Source organism: Microvirga terricola (assembly GCF_011777495.1).
Taxonomy (GTDB): Bacteria; Pseudomonadota; Alphaproteobacteria; order Rhizobiales; family Beijerinckiaceae; genus Microvirga; species Microvirga terricola.
The window spans coordinates 1-21,816 of the sequence record NZ_JAATJS010000003.1; the positions used below are offsets into that span (position 1 = coordinate 1).

The following is a 21,816-nucleotide window of genomic DNA, read 5'->3' on the forward strand; positions in this document are numbered from 1 at the left end:
GGCGCCGCCGCTCAGCGTGTCCTTGCCCAATCCGCCATAGATCCTGTTGGCGAAAGCATCGCCGGTCAGAATGTCATTGGCGGTTCCGCCGGTCAGGGTGGCGACGGCGGCGGTGTCGCGGGTCATGGTTCCGGCGGCGACATTGACCAGATAAGGCACGGTCCAAGACTGGCCGTTCTCCTTGACGGTGGCGAGCGCCGCCTTGAGGCCCGTGCTGGTGGCATAGGCATGGCCGAAACTGGCGAGGCCACCTGCGGGCGTGAGCGTGTCGACCGCCCCATCGCCCCACGCGACGCTCACGCTTGAAGCGGCGCCGACGCCGAAACGCGCCTCGACATAACGCCCGGCCGCGATGGCCGCGCCCTGGGCGATATAGTTGGTATCAACGAGGAAGACGTCGTCAGAGTCATTGGTGTCGCCCGGCACCAGGTTGTCGGCGTAATTACGGAACAGCACATAGCGGCCGTCGGGACTGATTTGGGCTTCGTAACTATGGTATTTGCTTTCGGTTCCGTCGGCTGCGGCCGAGATACGGACGATCTCGCCCGTGACGAGATCCTTGCGGAAAATGTCGGTGTGAGTGTTGGTGTCGCCGGGGACCAAGTTGCTGGCGTCGCTCTCGAAGACGACATACCGCCCATCGGCGCTGATCTTGGCGGTGGAGCTGTCAGAATTGCCTTGAACTCCGTTGGCCGCGCTGGACACGAGCACGATTTCTCCCGTCACCAGATCCTTGCGGAAGATATCGTAGGCATTGTTTCCATCATTCTCGACCAGATTGCTGGCACGGCTGACGAACACCACATAGCGCCCGTTAGCGCTCAGGGCGGCATCGCCGCTCCGGGCATTGCCAGGAGTTCCGTCGGGGGTAGTGGAGAGGCAGGTGACGGCGCCGGTGGTCAGGTCCTTGTAGAAGATATCGTACGTCCCGTTGGTGTCGCCACGGGCCAGATTGCTGGCTGAACTTGTAAAGACCATGAAGCGTCCATCGGCGCTGAGTTGTGCCTCGTAGCTAGAGCCATTGGCTTGAACAGCCCCACTTCCGGTGGAGAGGCGGACGACTTCCCCGGTCAACATGTCCTTGCGGAAGATATCGTAGTTATTATTGGTGTCGCCAGGCACCAGGTTGGCGGCCCCGCTCTCGAAGATCACATAGCGCCCATCGGGGCTGAACACGGGGTCGGAGCTATTGCCATCGCCTTGCGCACCATTGGCGGTCGTCGACACGAGAGCGACGATGCCCGTTTTGAGGTCTTTCCAGAAAACGTCGTGCTTGCCGTTGGTGTCGCCAGGCACCAGGTTGGTGGCGGTGCTTCCAAATATCACATAGCGCCCATCGGCGCTCATCGCGGCGCCAAAGCTCCCACCGTTGGCCTGCTCTCCGTCCACTGTGGTGGACAGGGCGTCGATGGCGCCTGTCCGCAGGTCTTTGCGGAAAAGGCCACCGGTTCCGGTCATGCCGGCCACGAGATTCGTCGCGTCGCTTTCGAAAATGACGTAACGGCCATCAGGGCTAAAGACAGGGGAAGAACTATTGTTATCGCCCTCTGTGCCATCCGCAGCGGTCGAGACGCGGGAGATGACGGAGGTAGAGGTCGGGCGGGAGAAGGATTGCAGGGTCAGGGTGAGGGGCATGGCGGCGTGCTTCTGAAGTGAAGGGGCTGTTGTTTATTATACGGTATTACGTATCGATAGCTAGATCGCTATGAAATCTGCGGCGGTGATCGCGTGCTTGAGGCCGGTGGCGGCGAAGGCGATGGCTTGCCCGAGCCCGAGCTGTCGACGCCGTAAGGGAGAGTGCTCTCGTTTGGATCGTCGAAGAGCTGGTCGAGGTGCTTTCGAGGAGAGCAGGGGGCGTGTTTTCCCATCCTAGCCTCCGGCACCTCTCTGTCCTATTGTCACGCTCCCCCGTTTTCGACTCGGAGAGTGTGTCTATGCCCCTGCAGCAATCGATCGATCTGGCCCTTGCGTCCAATATCGGTGGAGGCGGCTTGCCGCAGACGGCGCTGGACGCGGCGCTGACCGTGGTCGGGCGAGCCATGAAGCGGTTGGCCGAGGACGATGCCACCGGCCGCCTGCCGCTGCTGCACATGCCCCAGACCTCCGAGGACCTTGCCAGCATCCGCGAGGCGGCGGCTTGGCTGCGGCGCGATGCGACGGACGTGGTCTTCCTCGGCACCGGCGGGTCGAGCCTCGGCGGGCAGACCCTGGCGCAGCTGAAGGATTATGCGGTGCCGGGCGCTGGCCGCTTTGCCGATGGGCCGCGCGTGCATTTCCTCGATAATCTCGACCCCATCACCTTCGACCATGCCCTACACAAGCTGCCGCTCTCCTCGACCCGTTTCGTGGCGATCTCGAAATCCGGCGGCACAGGCGAAACCCTGATGCAGGCCATCGCAGTGCTCTCGGCGCTCGACCGGGCGGGGCTGCGCTCGCATCCGAATGACGTTTTTCTCGGCCTGTCCGAACCCCGCAAGCCGGGCGGCAAAAATGCGTTGCGCGACCTGCTCGAGCCGGAGGGCGTGCGTTTCCTCGAACATCACACCGGCATCGGCGGGCGCTATTCGGTTCTCACCAATGTGGGCCTCTTGCCCGCCGCCGTGATGGGGCTCGACATTTCCGCCATCCGCAACGGCGCGGCCACGGCCTATGCGCCGTTCCGCGAGGGGCTTGCTGCCAAGAACGCGCCTGCGGCGGTCGGCGCGGCGCTCAACGTCGCGATGGCGATGGAGGGCAAGAACATCGCCGTCACGATGGCCTATGCCGACCGGCTGGAACGCTTCACCCGTTGGTGGGTGCAGCTTTGGGCCGAGAGCGTGGGTAAGGACGGCAAGGGCTCCCAGCCCGTCGCCGCCATCGGCCCGGTGGATCAGCACAGCCAGTTGCAGCTTTATCTTGCTGGTCCCAACGACAAGCTGTTCACCATTCTTACCACCGGCGTCGCAGGGCAAGGGCCGCTCATCGATGAAAAGCTCGCGCAACGCGCGGGCGAGCCGGGCTTTGCGAACAAGCGCATCGGCGATCTCGTGGCGGCGCAAGGCCGCGCCACGGCCGACACCCTCGCCAAGAACGGCCGCCCCACGCGCCGCATCCACATCGAAAAGCTCGACGAGCACGCCATCGGCGAGCTTCTGATGCATTTCATGCTGGAAACGATTTTGACCGGCTACGCGCTCGGCGTCGATCCCTTCGACCAGCCCGCGGTGGAGGAGGGCAAGATCCTGGCGAAGCAATACCTCGCGCAGGCGAAGTAAGTTCGTTGTCATCACTGGGCTTGTCCCGGTGATCCCGCCACGTGTGGCGCTTTTCTTAATCGAGATGGCCGGGACGAGCCCGGCCATGACAAAGGGGCGTCTCGACGGTGGACACAAGGCGTACCGGCTGGCAACCTCGCGCGGCACTCTCTATCTTTGTTGTCTCGAATCCTGACACATCCGAAAGCCCACATGACCGTTCGCCGTCTCGATCCCATCCTCGTTGACCGCATCGCAGCGGGCGAGGTCGTGGAGCGTCCGGCGGCGGCGGTGAAGGAGCTTGTCGAGAACGCCATCGACGCGGGCGCGACCTCCATCGAGATCACCGTCGAGGCCGGTGGCCGCCGCCTGATCCGCATTGTGGACGATGGTTGCGGCATGACGCCGGAAGATCTCGAACTCGCGGTCGAGCGGCACGCCACGTCGAAGATCCCCGACGGCGATCTTTTCGCGATCAACACGCTGGGCTTTCGCGGCGAGGCGCTGCCCTCCATCGGCGCGGTGGCGCGCCTTGCCATCACGACGCGCGCGCAAGACGCGGAAACAGGTTCGTCGATCATCGTCGAAGCGGGTGTGAAGGGCGCGGTCAAACCCGCTTCCGCGCCCAAGGGCACGCGGATCGAGGTGACGGATCTTTTCGCCGCCACGCCCGCACGTTTGAAGTTTCTCAAAAGCGACCGTTCCGAAGCGCAGGCCGTCACCGAAATCGTCAAGCGCCTCGCTATCGCACATCCGACGATCCGCTTCACGCTCTCGGGCGAGCACATCACCTCCCTCACCTATGCGCCGGAGCCTGCGGGCGAGCACGGTTTCTTGCGGCGCCTGTCGCGCGTGCTCGGCAGCGATTTCAATGAGAACGCCATGGCGCTCGACGTTGCGCGCGAGGGCGTGCATCTGTCGGGTTTTGCCAGCCTGCCGACCTATCATCGCGGCACCTCCACGCAGATCCATTTCGTCGTCAACGGACGGCCTGTGCGCGACAAGCTTCTGCTCGGCGCGGTGCGCGGCGCGTATGCCGATGTGATGTCCTCCGACCGTCATCCGGTGCTCGCCTTGATGATCGACATCGATCCGCGCTCGGTGGACGTGAACGTGCATCCTGCCAAGACCGAAGTGCGCTTCCGCGATCCCGCCTTTGTGCGCGGCTTTCTGGTGGCGGCGTTGAAGGAAGCGATCACGCGCTTCGGCTTCCGCTCTGCTTCGACCGGCGGCGCGCGGACGCTGGAGAGTCTACGCCCGCAGAGCATTCCGGCGCGCCCCGTCTCGGTGGCGCATCGCGCGCCGTCCTTCCGCCATGCGAGTGCATTCTCAGGCTGGCAGGCGCCGCTCGATCAAACATCGCGCGCGCCCGGCCTGTCGGAGATGCAAACGAGCCTGCCCGATCTTGCCGCCCCCTCCGCCGACAGCCGCGCCAGCCTGCATGAGCACGATGCGGTTGAGGACGACGCACCCCTCGGCGCGGCGCGCGCGCAGGTGCACGGCACGTATATCGTCGCGCAGACGAAGGACGGCATCGTCATCGTCGATCAGCACGCGGCCCATGAACGTCTCGTCTATGAACGCCTCAAGCGCGAACGCGCGGCTTCAGGCATCGCGCGGCAATTGCTGCTGATTCCGGAAGTGGTCGATCTCGATCCGGTAGACGCGGACCGCGTGATGGCGGAAGCAGCAACGCTCGAAAGCCTCGGCCTCGTGCTCGAAAGCTTCGGCTCCGGTGCGCTTCTGGTGCGCGAAGTCCCGTCCGCGCTCGCGGGCGGGCGCATCAAGGCGCTGGTGCAGGATGTCGCCGATGCGCTCGCCGAATGGGGGCAGGGCGCGGCGGGCCCGCTGGAGGAGCGTCTCGACGCCGTGCTTTCGCGCATGTCCTGCCACGGCTCGGTGCGCGCAGGGAGACGCATGAAGCCGGAAGAGATGAACGCACTCCTGCGCGAAATGGAAGCGACGCCGCTTTCCGGCCAATGCAACCACGGCAGACCCACTTACGTGGAATTGAAGCTCAGCGATATTGAGCGGCTGTTCGGGCGGCGGTGAAGCGCTGCTGATCGCACGGTTCAAGCGCCGTACGCTCATACGACTCGTCAACCGCTATAGCGGCCGAACACCACTTGCGTCTCGCCGTAGTCGCGCCGGTCCAACTCCTCGAAGCCTTCGGGTAGCGTGAGAGCCGCGCCTTGCGCTTCCTCGACGATCACGAGGGCGTCGGGGAGAAGCCAGCCGCCTTCCGCGCAGGAGCGGAGCGCTTGCGGCGCGAGGTCCTTGCCGTAGGGCGGGTCGCAGAAGACGACGGAGAAGGGCGCGTTCGGCGCGGCGGCCCCCATGCGAGTGGCGTCGCGGCGGAAGAGGCGCGTTGCACCGCCTGCACCCAACGCTTCCACGTTCTCGCGGATCAGGCCGCGCGCCTGAGCGCCGTCATCGACGAAGAGTGCGAAGGCGGCGCCGCGCGAGAGGGCTTCGAGCCCCATCGCGCCGGTGCCCGCGAAAAGGTCGAGCACGCGCGCTCCCTCGATGGGGTCGTCATAACCGTGCGCGAGAATGTTGAAGAGCGTCTCGCGCAGGCGGTCGGAGGTCGGACGGATGCCGTCCGACTTCGGTCCTGCGAGCGAGCGGCCGCGCCAGCGTCCGCCGACGATCCTCATGGCTCACGCCTCACGGACGGCGTCCGCGCGGGCCGCCTTTCGGGCCACCCTTGAAGCCACCACCCTTGGGACCGCCGCTTTTGAAGCCGCCACCCTTGAAGCCTCCTGCCGGACGGCCTTTCGGACCGCCGCGCGATGGGCCATCGCCCCGGGGCGGACCGCGGCGCGGGCGGTCATCGCCACCGGCGCGGAACGGCTTGTCACCATCCCGGCTGCGGAAGGGGCGATCTCCTTCGGGACGCGGACGGCGCGGGCGGTCGCCCTCATCGCTACGAGCCCCGAACGGACGGTCGCCCTGCGGCCTGCGGGGACGCTCTCCTTCATCGCTGCGCGCCCGGAACAGCTTGTCGCCAGCCGGACGGCGCGGACGGTCGTCGTCGCGGCGCGGGCGCTCGAAGCCGCCTTCGCGAGGGGCGCGTGCGGGACGCTCCGCGTGACGACGCGGACGATCCTCACCGGCGGGCGCGCCACGACGGGGCTTGCGCACGGGCGCCTCGTCCTTCGGCTCGCTGACCACGCGCTCCACCAGAACCTTGCGGCCTTCGCTCGAGGCAATGGCGCCGACGCGCTGATGAGGACGCGCGCCTGCTGCCGTGCGGGCCTCGCGCGGGTCGACGTCGCGCCGAGGCGCCTTCTTGCGGGCGGGAGCTTCCTCTTCGCCAGCGCGCCAGACGCTGGTCTTGACGTCGAGGGGCGAGGGACGCTTGCGCGGTTCCTCCTCGTCACGGCCACGGCGCTCGTCGTCACGGGCGCGGAAGGGCTTTCGCCCTTCGTCCCGACCGCGACGCGGACGATCCTCGTCGCGCGCGAAGCGTGACGGACGCTCACCGCGGTGCGGGCGCTCTTCGCGCTCAAGCTTTTTCGGCGAGCCGAAGGGGGCGATGGGCTCGCGCACCGGGCTTTCGAAATCGACCCCGGCCTCAGCTGCCAGCGCTGCGCCGAGCTGGTCGCGCAGGATCTTGGTGCGCACCTCCTCGACCATGCCAGGCTCGACGTCGCCGAGCTGGAACGGGCCGAAGGAGAGGCGGATCAGGCGGTTCACCTGCAGGCCGAGATGCTCGAGGATGCGCTTGACCTCGCGGTTCTTGCCCTCGCGCAGGCCGAGCGTGATCCACACATTGTCGCCCTGCACCCGGTCGAGGCGGGCCTCGACGGGGCCGTATTCCATGTCATCGACCGTGACGCCGTCGCGAAGCTTATCGAGGTCGGCCTGCGTCACGTCACCATGGGCGCGGACCTTGTAGCGACGCAGCCAGCCGGTATCGGGATGGGCGATGACGCGCGCCAAGCCACCGTCATTGGTGAGAAGCAGCAGGCCCTCGGTGTTGATGTCGAGCCGGCCGACCGCCACCACGCGGGGCAGCTCTTCGGGCAGGTTGTCGAACACGGTCGGGCGGCCCTCCGGGTCGCGCGCCGTGGTCACGAGGCCGCGCGGCTTGTGGAACATCCACAGGCGCGTACGCTCCTTCGCCGGCAGAGGCTCGCCATCCACCGTGATTGTGTCGGCGGCGGTGACGTTCACGGCGGGGGATTCCAGCACCTTGCCGTTCAGCGTCACGCGACCTTCCGCGATCATCGCCTCCGCATCGCGGCGGGAGGCGATGCCCGCGCGGGCGATCACCTTGGCGATCCGGTCCTCGGCGGGCTCCTGCGGCTCAGCCTGAACGGCGGGGCGCTCGCTGCGGGCGCGGTGCGGGCGATCCTCACCCGCGCGCTCGAAGCGGCGCGGACGGTCGTCGCCGCCACGGCCACGGAAGGGACGGTCACCGTCCTCGCGCTTGGCGCGGAAAGGACGGTCGCCCTCTTCACGCCGGGGGCGGAAGGGTTTGTCACCGCTTTCACGGGGACGGCGGGGCCGCTCGTCACCGTCGCGGCTACGGAAGGGCCTGTCGCCGCCCTCGCCACGCGGGCGGAAGGGCTTATCGCCCTCCTCGCGCCGGGGGCGGAAGGGTTTGTCACCGCCTTCACGAGGACGGCGGGGCCGCTCGTCACCGTCGCGGCTCCGGAAAGGCCTGTCGCCGCCCTCGCCACGCGGGCGAAAAGGCTTGTCGCCGCCTTTATGCGGGCGCTCGTCGCCGCCGCGCGCACGGAAGGGGCGGTCGCCATCCTCGCGGGATTTGCGGAAGGGGGGCCGGTCACTGGAAGTGCGGCCTCGGTCGGAGCGTCCCGAAGAACGGCCCTTACGATCATCGTTATTGCTGTCGGTCATGTTGGCCTGATAGCAGAGGAAAGCAACAGAAGCGAGGCCCCACAATAACCCCCATGGACAACACCGGCTCCAGCAAGTTCGATCCGATGGCGGCTGCCTTTGACGCGGCCCGCGCCGCCGCGGCGCGCGGGGAGGTGCCGGTGGGGGCCGCCATCGTCAAGGACGGGCAGATTATCGCGATGGACGGCAACCGCCCCCGCGAGCTGAACGACCCCTCGGCACACGCCGAAATGCTCGCCATCCGCCGCGCCTGCGAGGCGCTTCAGGACGAGCGGCTGACCGGCTGCGACCTCTATGTGACCCTCGAGCCCTGCACCATGTGCGCGGCGGCCATCTCGTTCGCCCGCATTCGCCGGATCTATTTCGCGGCCTACGACCCGAAAGGCGGCGCGGTGGAAAACGGCGTCCGCTTCTTCCAGCAGCCGACCTGCCACCATGCGCCGGAGGTCTATGGCGGCATTCGCGAGAGCGAAGCAGCGGATTTGTTGCGAGGCTTTTTCGCCGACAAGCGCGACGCTGGGGAGGGCTAGGGCAGGGGGCTTAGCCCTCACGACCGCAAAAACTCCTGCAACGCTTCCAGCGTCGCGCCGGGGTTCTCCTCCGCCACGAAATGTCCCGATGAGACGCCGAGGCCGGTGATGCTCGGCGCGAAGCTCTGCCGCCAGACGTCGAGCGGGTGCTGCTCGTGGCCGAGGGGGCCGCTCACGAGATAGAAGTCGCTCCAGATCAACTGCACCGGACAAAGGATGGTTTTGTCCGCGGAGAGGTCCGCCTAGTCGGCCTCGATGTCGCGTGTCGCGCCGGCGCGATAATCCTCGCAGAAGGCGTGGATGCGCGAGGGTTCGTTGAACCCCTCGCGATAGGCCCGCATGGCGCGCGGATCGAAGGCGGAAAGATCACCCTCCGCCGACCAGGAACGCATCAGCCCCTCGAAATATGCTGCCGGATCGCGGCCGATCTCCTCCTCCGGAATCGGAAAGGCCTGCGAGAGAAAGCCCCAGTGAGCGGTGGGGATGAGGCCCGCTTTCATCTGCGCCCAAACATGGAAGGTGGGCAGGATGTCGAGAAGCGACAATCGCTCCACGCGGCCCGGCTGATCGAGCGCAAGACGATAGCCGACGCGCGCACCGCGATCGTGGCCTGCCACCGCGAAACGGATATGGCCGAGCGCTCCCATGACGCGGACCACGTCATCCGCCATGGCGCGCTTGGAATAGGTCTCGTGCGCCGCATCGCTTCTCGGCGCAGTGGACCAGCCATAGCCGCGCAGGTCCATGCAGACGACCCGGTGCGTCTGCGCAAGCTCGGGCGCGAGACGGTGCCACATCACATGCGTTTGCGGAAATCCATGCAGCAAGGCGAGGGGAGGGCCGTCTCCCTTCGTGCGCGCAAAGATGCGCCCGATATCCGTATCGATCCAGTGGGATTCGAAACCGGGAAAGAGATCGTCGCTCATCGGGTGTCACTCTGGTGAAGGGCAGTCTTCATTCACCTAGTGGCTGGGGATCGTTCGTCAGCCCTGCTTCTGCTCTGCGGCGCGCCAGAGACAAGCAGAGCAGATAGACAAAGGGCCGCGGCGAACAGCGGCCCTCGCATGTTGAGTGCGCGCATTTGTCCCCTCGATGACCTGCCCATCTGACTGTGGGAGGCGTACGCTCTTACAGCGCGCCCAAAACAGGTAGATAAGCGCTAGACCGCGACCCTTTTGCGAGGCTGACACGCTTAAAGAATTATCAGTTTAACTAAGCTTAGACCTGCTGGCACTTTACTTAATTGTCATAGCTTCACGGACGGGCAGCGCCCTAGTGCCATTGCGGAGTGATAATGTAGCAATCAATTGAAGCAATATATCTCTCAGATTTTATTTGATCTGTTCCTTCTTTGCCAATTTTCAGTTCGCGCTTGGCCACGACAGGATCTGGCGAGTTCCGTAAGCCTGACGGACGCTTTGTCGTGACATGGCGGAGCGGCGATCCACTTGGCCCGCATCCGACTGAACTGGAAATCTCATGCGCCTAGCACTCTCTTTCAGCCGCCCGGCTAGCACAAACATTGTCACCCGCGTCTCCACCGCAGCCGACGGGGCGGAAGCCGACGGTTTCAGTTTCATCGCCCAGGTGAGCGCCGACGGGCGCTATGTCGTGTTCGTGAGTGACGCCGGCAATCTGGTTGACGGCGATACCAACGGCACGTCTGATATTTTCCGCAAAGATCTGCTGACGGGGGTGATCACCCGCGTCTCCACCGCCGGCGACGGGGCGCAAGCCAATGCTCAGAGTTACAATGCTGATGTCAGCGCCGATGGGCGCTATGTCGTGTTCGACAGTAGGGCAGGCAATCTGGTGGCCGACGACACCAACGGCGCGGCTGACGTTTTCCGCAAGGATCTGCTGACCGGGGCGATCACCCGGATCTCCACCGCCGGCGACGGGGCGGAAGGCAATGCTGGGAGTTCCTTCGCCCAGATCAGCGCCGACGGGCGCTATGTCGTGTTCGAGAGTGACGCCAGCAATCTGGTGGCCGGCGACACCAACGGCACGACTGACATTTTCCGCAAGGATCTGCTGACCGGAGCGATCACCCGGGTCTCCACCGCCGGCGACGGGGCGCAAGCCAATGATTTGAGTTACGATGCTCAGGTCAGCGCCGATGGGCGCTATGTCGTGTTCGAGAGTGACGCCAGCAATCTGGTGGCCGGCGACACCAACGTCAGGTCTGACATTTTCCGCGTGGATACTCTGCTTCAGGACCATGCGGTGGCTGTCGCCGAAAAGCGCTTTGTTGAATTGAACTGTAACGTCGGCTCGGCTTCTTCGGTCAGCGTCGCCTGGGGCGACGGCACTGTCGATACCTTGACGCCGACGGGCGGCAGCGCGCCTTTCTGGCATAGCTTTGCCGCGACTGGCCTGAAGGCGGCCGTTGTGACAGTCAAAGAGGGTGCGCAGACCTGGATCGTCCCGCACAGGATCGATCTCGCCGCGGGCAGCATGACTCGCGACGCGGCCCTCCTGGACACGCTCACGGGCGGTTCCGGCAAGGATGCACTCACCGGCGACGCTTTCGCCAATATCCTCAAAGGCGCTGCCGGCAACGACACGCTCAAGGGACTCGCCGGCAATGATCAGCTCTGGGGCGGTGCCGGCAACGACGTGCTGACCGGCGGCACGGGCAAAGACATCTTCGTGTTCGACACCAAGCCGAACAAAAAGACCAACTTCGACAGGATCACCGACTTTTCCGTGAAGGACGACACGATCTGGTTGGACGATGCCGTGTTCAAGAAGCTCGGCAAGGGCACCGTGGCCAAACCGGGTAAGCTCAACAAGGCGTTCTTCACCGTGGGCGACGCGGCTAAGGATAAGAACGATTATCTGATCTACAACAAGAAGACCGGCGTGCTGTCTTACGACGCCGACGGCTCGGGTGCAGGCAAGGCGGTCGAGATCGCGATCTTAAAAAAGGGCCTTGCAATAACCGCCGCGGACTTCTTCGTGATCTAAACGGATCGTGCGAGCGGTGGCTTCAGCCCCGCTCGCGCGCCACTTCGCGCCAGCCGATGTCGCTGCGGCAAAAACCTTCCGGCCAGTCGATCTTCGAGACTGCCTCGTAAGCGCGCGCCTGTGCTTCCGCGATGGTGCGGCCTAGTGCCGTGATGTTGAGAACACGTCCGCCATTGGCGAGGATTTTGTCGCCATCATGACCTCGCCCCGAGCCTTCCACCATGACGGTGCCATCGTCAGCTTCCACTCGCTGTCTCTGTTCGTGTGCTTCAAGCGAGAGGGAGTCATGCCTCATGGCCTCGTCTGTCCCAGCCACAGCGCCATCAATTCCGCGCGGCTGCTGACGCCGAATTTGCGGTAGAGGCGTTGCAGGTATTCGTTGGTGGTGTTGGGGCTGTGTTCCATGTCGGCAGCGATCTGCTTGCTGTTCTTGCCTTGCAGCAGCAGTTGCAGGACCTGCTGCTCGACTGGCGTCAGCGGGGCGCCGGCCAGCATCAGGCCGTGGCCCAGCAGCAGCCTGCGCCAGAACCAACGCAGGCTGCGCAGCGCCTGTTCCGCCAGTGCGCAGTCATCGCGGGTGAAGCGCGTTTCCGAGCGAAAGAAGGCCAGCCCGGCCTCGGTGTCTGCGTTCACCGGGGCGCCTACGAACATGACGTCGATCGCATTCATGCCTTTGCGAAAAATATGGCGGTAGAAGTCGCTCTCGAACCATTCTGGCTCCACCAGGTCCGCCATGAGCAGGACGCGGAAGCGTCCCGCCTGCGCGTGAAAGCGCACGGACTTCATGTCCGGGCCGTCTTCATAGCTTTGCTGGTAGTCGCGGATGGTGCTGTCGATGCTGGGCAGAGGATGCAGGTAGGTCATCACCGGCATGCGCCAGCCTCCCAGCGGGTCATTGAGATTCGGCTGGGCTAGCCGCACGGCGCCGGACCACATGGCATTGTCAGCCTCCAGCAGCGCACTGAGCTCGTGCAACAGGTATTGGCGCGCATCCACTATCTGGCTGGACGAGAAATCAGCCAGCGCATCCCATAGGGCGTGAATGCGGGGTTGCCGGTCGGAGAGGGCGGGGGAAGCAGTCATGGCGGGCTCCAGCAAGCAGGCCATGGATAGAGGAAGCGGGCAAACCAACCGCCTCCCCCAATCCTGAGGGAAGACAAGCACGCCATGCCCGACTACAGAAAAAAAGCCTATGAATCAATCTCCAGGCATCGAGCGACGCAAAAGCTGGCATCATTGACGTCAGCGCGACGCGAGTTGCTCAAGTTCGCCTGCCTCACAGATGACTGAACTGGAAATCTCATGCGCTTAGCACTCTCTTTCAGCCGCCCGACCAGCTCTGACATCACCAATGTTGTCACCCGGGTCTCCACTGACGCCGACGGGACCCAAGCCACTGGTATCAGTTCCAACGCCCAGGTTAGCGCCGACGGGCGCTTTGTCGTGTTCACGAGGGACGCCAACATTTTCCTCAAGGATGTGCTGACAGGGGCGATCACCCTGGTCTCCACCGACGGCGACGGGGCGCAAGCCAATAATTGGAGTGATGGTGCTCAGGTCAGCGCCGACGGGCGCTATGTCGTGTTCACGAGTTATGCCGACAATCTGGTTGCCGGCGACACCAACGGCGCGCGTGACATTTTCCGCAAGGATCTGCTGACCGGGGCGATCACCCGGGTCTCCACCGACGGCGACGGGGCGCAAGCCAATGCTTGGGCTGGCAATGCTCAGTTCACCGCCGACGGACGCTATGTTGTGTTCGAGAGTGATGCCACCAATCTGGTTGCCGGCGACACCAACGGCACGGCTGACATTTTCCTCAAGGATGTGCTGACCGGCGCGATCACCCGGGTCTCCACCGACGGCGACGGGGCGGAGGCCAATGCTTGGAGTTCCAATGCTCAGGTCAGCGCCGATGGGCGCTATGTCGTGTTCGAGAGTGACGCCGACAATCTGGTTGCCGGCGACACCAACAGTACGGCTGACATTTTCCGCAAGGATCTTCTGACCGGGGTGATCACCCGGGTTTCCACCGCCGGCGACGGGGCGCAAGCCAATGCTCGGGGTTACGATGCTCAGGTCAGCGCCGATGGGCGCTATGTCGTGTTCGAGAGTAACGCCGACAATCTGGTTGCCGGTGACACCAACGGCAGGTCTGACATTTTCCGTAAGGATACGCTGACGGGAGCGATCACCCGGGTCTCCACCGCTGCCGACGGGGCGCAAGCCAATGCTTCGAGTGCCAATGCTCAGATCAGCGCCGATGGGCGCTATGTCGTGTTCGAGAGTGATGCCACCAATCTGGTTGCCGGCGACACCAACGGCACGTCTGATATTTTCCGCAGGGATCTTCTGACCGGGGCAATTACCCGGATTTCCACCACCGGCGACGGGGTGCAAACCAACGGTTTCAGTCTCAACGCTCAGATCAGCGCCGATGGGCGCTATGTCGTGTTCGAGAGCACTGCCGACGATCTGGTGGCCGGCGACACCAACGGCGAGACTGACATTTTCCGCGTGGATACTCTGCTCAGGGAGCATGCGGTGGCTGTTGCCGAAAAGCGCTTTGTTGAACTGAACTGTAGCGTCGGCTCGGCTTATTCGGTCAGCGTTGCCTGGGGCGATGGTACAGCCGATACCTTGACGCCGGCCGGCAGCAGCGCGGCTTTCCGTCATACCTATACTACGACAGACCTGAAGGCGGCCGTCGTGACAGTCAAAGAGGGCGCGCAGACTTGGGTCGTTCCGTACCGGGTCGATCTCGCCGCAGGCAGCATGGCTCGCGACGCGGCCCTCCTGGACACGCTCACGGGCGGTTCCGGCAAGGATGCGCTCACCGGCGACGGCTTTGCCAACCTTCTCAAAGGCGCTGGGGGCAACGACACGCTCAAGGGACTCGCCGGCAATGATCAGCTCTGGGGCGGTGCCGGCAACGACGTGCTGACGGGCGGCACGGGCAAAGACATCTTCGTGTTCGACGCCAAGCCGAACAAAAAGACCAACTTCGACAGGATCACCGACTTTTCCGTGAAGGACGACACGATCTGGTTGGACGATGCCGTGTTCAAGAAGCTCGGCAAGGGCACCGTGGCCAAACCGGGTAAACTCAACAGGGCGTTCTTCACCGTGGGCGACGCGGCTAAGGATAAGAACGATTATCTGATCTACAACAAGAAGACCGGCGTGCTGTCTTACGACGCCGACGGCTCGGGTGCAGGCAAGGCGGTCGAGATCGCGATCTTAAAGAAGGGCCTTGCAATGACCGCTGCCGACTTCTTCGTCATCTAAAACGGATTGTGCGAGCGGTGGCTTCAGCCCCGCTCGCGCGCCACCTCGCGCCAGCCGATGTCACCGCGGCAAAAACCTTCCGGCCAGTCGATCTTCGAGACTGCCTCGTAAGCGCGCGCCTGTGCTTCCGCGATGGTGCGGCCGAGCGCCGTGATGTTGAGAACGCGCCCGCCACTGGCGAGGATTTTTGCGCCGTCCTGTTTCGTGCCCGCGTGGAAGACGAGCACGTTCTCCAACGCCTCAGCCTTGTCGATGCCGCGGATTTCCGAACCCTTTTCAACCGCGCCGGGATAGCCATTCGCCGCCATCACGACGGTCAGCGCGGCCTCGTTCGACCATTGCAGGGAAATGGAGTTCAGCACGCCGTCGCACGCCGCAAGCAGCGCAACGACGAGATCTGACTTGAGGCGCGGCAACAGCACCTGCGTTTCCGGGTCGCCGAAGCGCGCGTTGTATTCGATCAGCTGCGGCCCGCCTTCCGTCAGCATCAGGCCCGCATAGAGAATGCCGGTATAGGGCGTGCCGCGCTTTCTCATGCCTGCCAGGGTCGGCTCGATGATCTCGCGCATCACGCGGGCCTGAAGCTCCGGCGTCAGCACGGCGGCGGGGGAGTAGGCTCCCATGCCGCCGGTGTTCGGGCCCATGTCACCGTCGAAGACACGCTTGTGGTCCTGCGCGGTACCGAGCGGGATCGCCGTCGTTCCGTCGCAGAGGGCAAAGAAGCTCGCTTCCTCGCCTTCCAGAAACGCTTCGATCACCACTTCGGCCCCGGCGTCTCCGAGGCCGCCGCCGATCATCATGTCGATGGCGGCTTCCGCTTCCAAAAGCGTCGTGGCGACGACCACGCCCTTGCCGGCAGCCAACCCATCCGCCTTCACCACGATGGGCGCGCCATGCTCGCGCACATAGGCCTTGGCGGCCTCGGCATCCGTGAAGCGGCGGTAGGAGGCAGTGGGGATGTTGAACTCGGCGCACAGATCCTTCGTGAAGGCCTTGGAGCCCTCAACTTGGGCTGCGGCCTTGCTCGGCCCGAAGGCCTTGATCCCGGCGGATTTCAGGTCGTCTACCAGGCCGGCGACCAGCGGCGCCTCGGGTCCGACCATCACGAAATCGATCTTTTCCGCGCGGCAGAAGGCGATGATCGCCGCATGGTCGGTGACGTCGAGGGGCACGTTCGTGCCGTGCTGCGCCGTGCCGGGATTGCCGGGCGCAATGAACAGGCGCTCGCAGAGGGGGCTCGCCGCAAGGCTCCAGGCCAAGGCATGTTCGCGTCCGCCAGAGCCGATGAGAAGAATGTTCATGCCGCGCCTCCTGTGTTCCCGCGCTCTTAGCGGCTCAGGCGGCCTTCGCCTACCCCCACGAGGGCTTTCGCGCGCAACATTCTGCGAGAGGCCGGTCCCGATGGGCGGGTCAGGACCGGTCAGCTGGCTCGTTGTCAGATCACGAAGAAGTCGGCGTAGGTCATCTTGAAACCCTTCTTCAACTGGGCGATCTCAACCGCCTTGCCAGCCCCGCTGCCGTCCGCGTCGTAAGACAAAATGCCCGTCTTGCTGTTGTAGATTAGGTAGTCGTCCTTATCCTTCGCCTTGTCACCCACGGTGAAGAAGTTCTTGTTCAGCTTGCCAGGCTTCAGGATGGCGCCCTTGCCGAGCTTCTTGAAAACCGCATCGTCGAGATAGATGCTGTCGTCCTTCACGTTGAAGTCGGTGATCGTGTCGAAGTTCGTCTTCTTGTTCGGCTTGGTATCGAACACGAACACGTCCTTGCCGATGCCACCGGTCAGCGTGTCGTTGCCAAGGCCGCCGAAGAGCGTGTCGTCACCAGCTCCCCCGCCAATACTGTCCTTGCCGGCACCGCCGACGATCTTGTCGCTCTCCGCACTGCCGGCCGTCCCCTCCGATGAGACGTCGCCGACGGAGATGGTGAACCACTTTGTGAAGGTTGCGCCGCCCTGGTCTTTCACCTCGATTTGAATCGCGTGCGTCTTAGCCTGCTCGTAGTCGAGCTTGACGCCCTTGTTGGCGACGATCTTTGTTCCCGTCGCATCGAGCATGAAGCGACCGTCCGCATCGTTCAGGAGCTTGAAGGTAAAGGTGCTGCCGGGATCGTCCGTCGCCGAAAGATCGCCGACGGGGGTTCCCGCTCCCGCAAGTTCACTCACCGATGCCCCGCTCAGAGCGATGTCCGACGGCGGGCGGTTCGTCGGGGGCTCGTTGACGTCGTTGACGGTGATCGTGAAGGTTTGGACCTGGATCGCGCCCTTCGCGTCCACCGCCATGATCGCGATGTCGTGCGATCCGCCGGTCGCGTAATCGAGAAGACTGCCGTTCGCGACGACGATCTTGTAGCCGGTAAGCGCGCTGCCGACGATCTTGAAGCGACCCTCGGCATTGTTGATGAGTACATAGCTCACCGCGTCACCCTCGGGGTCGACCGCACTCAAGTTGCCGACGAGCGTCTCGATGGTCGCGTGTTCGTCGACCTGCAGCGCGCCGCCGGTTCCGGTGCCGGCAAGTTTCATCGCCGGCGCTTCGTTCACATCCTTGATGACGATGGTGATGGTTTGAGGGGCGCTGACGCCGCCCTTGCCATCCGAGGCGACGACCTTGAGCGTGTAGAACTTCGCTCCTTCGGCCATCGCTTCGTAATCGATCACGGCGCCGGGCGCGAGCTTGATCTGGTTCGTCTCGTTGTCGATGACGAAGAGCCCACCTGCGTTGCCTCCCGCGGCGAAGGAATAGGTTACGTCGTCGCCATCGAGATCGAATGCATTGAGCGTGCCGATGAAAGTGTTGTGGTCGGCGTTCTCGTCGAGCGAGATCGTCGTCGCGCCGTTCAGCGTCACATTCGTCGGAGCGTGATTACCCGGCGTACCGACGACATCCTTGACCGCGAACGTCACCGCTTTGGTGACCGACAAGCCGCCATGATCCGTGACTGTGACCTTGACGGTGTAGGATGTCACGCCGGCATCGAGGCTCTGCCCACCCTTCAGACGCAGTTCGTTACCGATAACCTCAAACTTGCCGCTCGCATCTTCCGCCAGCGCGAAGGTGAAGGCGTCGTGCGCGTCCGGGTCCTGCCCCGTGAGCGACGCGATCAGCCCCGTCGTATCCCGCATAACCTCGGTGCGCGAGAGGGCGAGGCCCGTCGGCTTCTCATTCACGTCATTGATGTCGATCGCGACGGTCTTGGTGACCGACAGACCGGCATGATCCGTCACCGTGATCTTGATGGTGTGAGACTTCGCTGTCTCGTAGTCGAGGCTCTGGCCATCTTTCAGGCGCAGCTTGTTGTCGACGATCTCGAAATTACCGCTCGGATCGAAGGCGAGGGCATAGGTGAAGGTGTCGCCCGCGTCTGGGTCAGTGCCGCTGAGCGTGGCGAGATCGCCGGTCGCGTCCTCGTCGACGGCGGTGGTCGAGAGGCGCACATCGGTCGGCTTCTCGTTCACATCCTTCACGTCGATGGCGAAGGTCTTGACCTGATAGGCGCCCTTGGCGTCCTTCACCAGAACCGTGATCTCGTGTGCCGTGCCGTTGATAGTTTCGAAGTCGATGAGAGCGCCGTTGGCCACGACAATCTTGTTGCCGACGATCTTGAAACGCCCGCCTGCATTGTCGAGGAGGGTGTAGGAGACCGCATCGCCTTCCGGGTCGATGGCCGCGAGCGTGCCAATGAGCGTCCCGTTCTCCGCATTCTCGTTGACGACGAGCGCGCCGCCGGCTCCGGTGCCGGTCAGCGTCATCTCGGGGGCTTCGTTGACGTCGTTGACGCCGATGGTGATCTCTTGCGGGGCGCTCTTGCCGCCGCGTCCGTCGGAGGCGATGACCCAGAGCGTGTAATACTTCGCGCCTGCCGGCAGCGCTTCGTAGTCGATCACGGCGCCCGGCGCGAGCTTGATCTCCTTCGTCGTATTGTCGATGACAAAGAGCCCGCCCGCATCGCCGCCGGGCGCGAAAGAATAGGTGAGGGCGTCACCGTCGAGATCCGTCGCATCAAGAATGCCGATGAATGCATGATGATCGGAGTTTTCGTTGATGGAAGCGGCGGTTCCCCCGTTGAGTGTCACGTTCGTCGGGGCGTGATTATCCGGCGTGCTGACGGCATCTTTGACTGTGAACGTCACCGCTTTGGTAACCGACAAGCCACCGTGATCCGTGACTGTGACCTTGACCGTGTAGGATGTCACGCCCGCGTCGAGGCTCTGCCCACCCTTCAGACGCAGTTCGTTACCGATAACCTCGAACTTGCCGCTCGCATCTTCCGCCAACGCAAAGGTGAATGTCTCGCCGGCATCCGGGTCCTGCCCGGTGAGCGAGGCGATCAGCCCGGTCGTATCCCGCGCCACTTCGATTCGCGAGAGGGCGAGGCCGGTCGGGCTTTCATTCACGTCCTTCACGTCGACGGTGAATGTCTTGACTTGATAGGCGCCCTTCGAATCTTTCACCAGAACGGTGATCTCGTGCGACATGCCGTTGATGGCTTCGAAGTCGAGGAGATTGCCGTTGGCGACCACGATCTTGTTGCCGACGATCTTGAAACGCCCGCCAGCATTGTCGAGGAGGGTGTAGGTGACCGCGTCGCCTTCCGGGTCGACCGCATCGAGCGTGCCGACGATGGTACCATTATCCGCATTCTCATTGACGATCAGAGACCCGCCGGCTCCGGTGCCGGCCAGCGTCATCTCGGGCGCTTCGTTCATGTCATTGACGCCGATGACGATCTTTTGCGGCGCCGTCACGCCGCCGCGTCCGTCGGAAGCGATGACCCAGAGCGTGTAATACTTCGCGCCTGCCGGCAGCGCTTCGTAGTCGATCACGGCGCCCGGCGCGAGCTTGATCTCCTTCGTCGTGTTGTCGATGACGAAGAGACCACCCGCATCCCCGCCGGGAGCGAAGGAGTAGGTGAGGGCGTCGCCATCGAGGTCCGTCGCGTCGAGAATGCCGATGAACGCATGATGATCGGAATTTTCGTTGATCGAGGCGGCGGCGCCACCGTTCAGCGTCACATGCGTCGGGGCGTGGTTCTTGCCCGCCACGTAATTCACGTCGATGGAAAAGGTCTTCGTATAGGTCAGGCCGCCGTGGTCCGTGACCTGGATGGTGACGAGGTGCGATTTGGCGGAGCCGTAATCGAGCGTCGCGCCAGCTTTCAAGCGGAGCTCATTGCCGACGATCTCGAACTTGCCGCTCGGGTCGGCGACCAGTGTATAGATGAACGTTTCGCCCGCATCCGGGTCGGTCGCGCTGAGCGTTGCGATCTTACCGCTCGCGTCTTCATCCACCTCGGTGGTCGACAGCTTCAGGCTGGTTGGCTTTTCGTTGACGTCGGTCACCTGAATCGTGACAGTCTTCGTGTAGGAACGGCCGCCATGGTCCGTAACCGTGATCTTGATGGCGTAGGACTTCGTCGTTTCGTAGTCGAGGATCGCGCCGTCCTTCAGCCTTAGCTCCCGGCCGACGATTTCGAACTTGCCGCTGAGATCCTCGGCGAGTGCGTAGGTGAAGATCTCGTCCGCATCCGGGTCGACGCCGGTCAGGGTCGCGATGAGGCCGGTCGTTCCCTCATCCACCGTGTCTCGCGAGAGAGTGATGTCGGTCGGCGCGCGGTTGGTGTCGGTGAGATAATAGCGATGATAGATGCCGTATCCCGAACCATCCTGATTGGCGGATTGCCAGGTGATGACCCAGCCGCCACCCGGCAGCGCCGTCACGCTGGGGTTCTGCTGGTCGCCGGCGGTGGTGACGTTGACGAGCTGATCCGTTGCGAAGACGGCCTTTCCGTCCTTGTCGAACTGCTGGAAATAAATGCCGTCGCCGGAACCGTCATGGCTGGGCGACTCCCAGACCACGATCCATCCGCCATCAGCGAGAGCGGTCACGGTGGAGGGTTCCTGGGCGCCGGTCGACGACACGTTGACACGCGCGGAAGTCGCCAGCAGGGCGCTCCCGTTCTTGTCGAAACGCTGCTGGTGGATGTCGCCGTCGTTATACGAGGTCCAGGTGACGACCCAGCCGCCGTCGGCCAGCCCGGTGACGCTGGAGATGATTTTGTAGTCCATCGTGTTGCCTTCGACAGTGATGTCCGCCGTGGGCGAGGTGGCGGTTCCGAACTTGTCGAAGCGCTGCTGGAAAATGTGGTGCGTGTTGAAACTGCTGTTGTGGGATTCCCACGTCACGACCCATCCGCCGTCGGTGAGCGCAGTGACGCTGGCGCGATACTGGTTTCCGTCCGTGAGGGTGTTGACGAGCCGCTCCCCGCCGGCAACGTTGCCGGAGGCATCGTAACGTTGCTGATAGATGCCGTTGTCGGAGCCGTCCTGTTTGTACGACTGCCAGGTCACGACCCATCCGCCGTCCGAGAGCGCCGTCACGTTCGAGGCCGATTGGTCGTAAGTGGTCGTCGTGTTGACACGAGTCTCGCCGCCGACCGGGTTGCCGTTCTTGTCGTAGCGCCGCTGGTAGATTTCGCCGTCCCAGGAAAAGCCGGATGACCAGGTCACGACCCATCCGCCGTCCGACAGCGCGGCGATAGAGGGCTGCCACTGGTCGTTCGGGGTGGTGACGTTCACGAGCTGGTCGACGGTTCCGACCGCTTTGCCTTCCTGGTCGTAGCGCTGCTGATAGATGCCCCAGCCGGCGCCGTCCTGGTTGGCGGACTGCCAGACCACGACCCATCCGCCATCGGCCAACGCTTTGATGCGCGGGGCGATCTGGTCTCCGGCTGTGGTCACGTTGACGCGAGTCTCGTCGCCGATCTTCACAATTGGGCTGGCCATGGCGGTGCTCCCGCAGTGTCATTTTATCTGAAAACTTGTTTATGTAATAACATGCTCTTTTGATGAGTCTAGCTTAAGGCCGTGAAAATCCTTGGCGGGCAAGGTTTTCGTAAACAAAACCTCTCCGGGTTCTTTCCCCGAAGGGGCC

At 63.7% G+C, this 21,816-nt stretch carries 13 protein-coding genes and 1 pseudogene; 5 read left to right on the forward strand and 9 right to left on the reverse strand.

Annotated elements, in window-relative coordinates; all coding sequences use genetic code 11:
- On the reverse strand, positions 1–1,635 hold a 1,635-nt coding region (locus HB375_RS08370; protein ID WP_167672553.1), incomplete at its 3' end, for a TolB-like translocation protein.
- Between the two features lie 299 nt (positions 1,636–1,934).
- Here HB375_RS08370 and HB375_RS08375 point away from each other — a divergent pair.
- Positions 1,935–3,254, forward strand: a complete 1,320-nt coding sequence (locus HB375_RS08375; RefSeq protein WP_167672554.1) for a glucose-6-phosphate isomerase — start codon at positions 1,935–1,937, stop codon at positions 3,252–3,254.
- A 192-nt stretch (positions 3,255–3,446) separates the two neighbouring features.
- A complete protein-coding gene (gene mutL / locus HB375_RS08380) occupies positions 3,447–5,285 on the forward strand; it encodes a DNA mismatch repair endonuclease MutL (protein WP_167672555.1) in 1,839 nt (612 codons plus the stop codon).
- Between the two features lie 47 nt (positions 5,286–5,332).
- Here the strand turns inward: mutL and rsmD are convergent, their stop codons facing one another.
- A complete protein-coding gene (rsmD, locus tag HB375_RS08385; protein ID WP_167672556.1) occupies positions 5,333–5,890 on the reverse strand; it encodes a 16S rRNA (guanine(966)-N(2))-methyltransferase RsmD in 558 nt (185 codons plus the stop codon).
- Positions 5,891–5,900: 10 nt separating this feature from the next.
- Entirely contained in the window at positions 5,901–8,099 is a 2,199-nt protein-coding gene (locus tag HB375_RS08390) for a pseudouridine synthase (protein WP_167672557.1), read from the reverse strand.
- A gap of 53 nt (positions 8,100–8,152) precedes the next feature.
- Between HB375_RS08390 and HB375_RS08395 the strand changes: the two genes are divergently transcribed.
- Positions 8,153–8,629: a nucleoside deaminase gene (locus HB375_RS08395; protein WP_167672558.1), complete on the forward strand. Its 477-nt coding sequence runs from the start codon at positions 8,153–8,155 to the stop codon at positions 8,627–8,629.
- A gap of 17 nt (positions 8,630–8,646) precedes the next feature.
- On the opposite strand, the gene HB375_RS18490 is transcribed toward HB375_RS08395, so the two are convergent.
- Entirely contained in the window at positions 8,647–8,805 is a 159-nt protein-coding gene (locus HB375_RS18490) for a hypothetical protein (protein ID WP_343232377.1), read from the reverse strand.
- A 66-nt stretch (positions 8,806–8,871) separates the two neighbouring features.
- A complete protein-coding gene (locus HB375_RS08400) occupies positions 8,872–9,555 on the reverse strand; it encodes an alpha/beta fold hydrolase (protein WP_343232378.1) in 684 nt (227 codons plus the stop codon).
- Between the two features lie 553 nt (positions 9,556–10,108).
- Between HB375_RS08400 and HB375_RS18365 the strand changes: the two genes are divergently transcribed.
- A complete protein-coding gene (locus HB375_RS18365) occupies positions 10,109–11,599 on the forward strand; it encodes a PD40 domain-containing protein (protein WP_167672559.1) in 1,491 nt (496 codons plus the stop codon).
- Between the two features lie 22 nt (positions 11,600–11,621).
- On the opposite strand, the pseudogene HB375_RS08410 reads toward HB375_RS18365, so the two are convergent.
- A pseudogene (locus tag HB375_RS08410) lies at positions 11,622–11,840 on the reverse strand (phosphoribosylglycinamide synthetase C domain-containing protein); the annotation flags it as partial.
- 50 nt (positions 11,841–11,890) lie between these two features.
- Positions 11,891–12,682, reverse strand: a complete 792-nt coding sequence (locus HB375_RS08415) for a helix-turn-helix transcriptional regulator (RefSeq protein ID WP_167672560.1) — start codon at positions 12,680–12,682, stop codon at positions 11,891–11,893.
- A 219-nt stretch (positions 12,683–12,901) separates the two neighbouring features.
- Between HB375_RS08415 and HB375_RS18370 the strand changes: the two genes are divergently transcribed.
- Positions 12,902–14,887, forward strand: a complete 1,986-nt coding sequence (locus tag HB375_RS18370; protein ID WP_281409337.1) for a hypothetical protein — start codon at positions 12,902–12,904, stop codon at positions 14,885–14,887.
- Positions 14,888–14,910: 23 nt separating this feature from the next.
- Here the strand turns inward: HB375_RS18370 and purD are convergent, their stop codons facing one another.
- Both purD and HB375_RS08430 read right to left on the reverse strand, forming a co-directional pair.
- Positions 14,911–16,188, reverse strand: a complete 1,278-nt coding sequence (gene purD / locus HB375_RS08425) for a phosphoribosylamine--glycine ligase (protein WP_167672561.1) — start codon at positions 16,186–16,188, stop codon at positions 14,911–14,913.
- 134 nt (positions 16,189–16,322) lie between these two features.
- Complete coding sequence (locus HB375_RS08430) at positions 16,323–21,668, reverse strand: cadherin domain-containing protein (RefSeq protein WP_167672562.1); 5,346 nt, start codon at positions 21,666–21,668, stop codon at positions 16,323–16,325.
- Positions 21,669–21,816: the final 148 nt, after the last annotated feature.

Excerpts from the sequence above, each read along its gene's own strand:
- HB375_RS08375 (WP_167672554.1), top strand. The coding sequence starts at position 1,935 with ATGCCCCTGCAGCAATCGATCGATCTGGCCCTTGCGTCCAATATCGGT.
- mutL (WP_167672555.1), top strand. The coding sequence starts at position 3,447 with ATGACCGTTCGCCGTCTCGATCCCATCCTCGTTGACCGCATCGCAGCG.
- rsmD (WP_167672556.1), bottom strand. The coding sequence starts at position 5,890 with ATGAGGATCGTCGGCGGACGCTGGCGCGGCCGCTCGCTCGCAGGACCG.
- HB375_RS08390 (WP_167672557.1), bottom strand. The coding sequence starts at position 8,099 with ATGACCGACAGCAATAACGATGATCGTAAGGGCCGTTCTTCGGGACGC.
- HB375_RS08395 (WP_167672558.1), top strand. The coding sequence starts at position 8,153 with ATGGACAACACCGGCTCCAGCAAGTTCGATCCGATGGCGGCTGCCTTT.
- HB375_RS08400 (WP_343232378.1), bottom strand. The coding sequence starts at position 9,555 with ATGAGCGACGATCTCTTTCCCGGTTTCGAATCCCACTGGATCGATACG.
- HB375_RS18365 (WP_167672559.1), top strand. The coding sequence starts at position 10,109 with ATGCGCCTAGCACTCTCTTTCAGCCGCCCGGCTAGCACAAACATTGTC.
- HB375_RS08415 (WP_167672560.1), bottom strand. The coding sequence starts at position 12,682 with ATGACTGCTTCCCCCGCCCTCTCCGACCGGCAACCCCGCATTCACGCC.
- HB375_RS18370 (WP_281409337.1), top strand. The coding sequence starts at position 12,902 with ATGCGCTTAGCACTCTCTTTCAGCCGCCCGACCAGCTCTGACATCACC.
- purD (WP_167672561.1), bottom strand. The coding sequence starts at position 16,188 with ATGAACATTCTTCTCATCGGCTCTGGCGGACGCGAACATGCCTTGGCC.
- HB375_RS08430 (WP_167672562.1), bottom strand. The coding sequence starts at position 21,668 with ATGGCCAGCCCAATTGTGAAGATCGGCGACGAGACTCGCGTCAACGTG.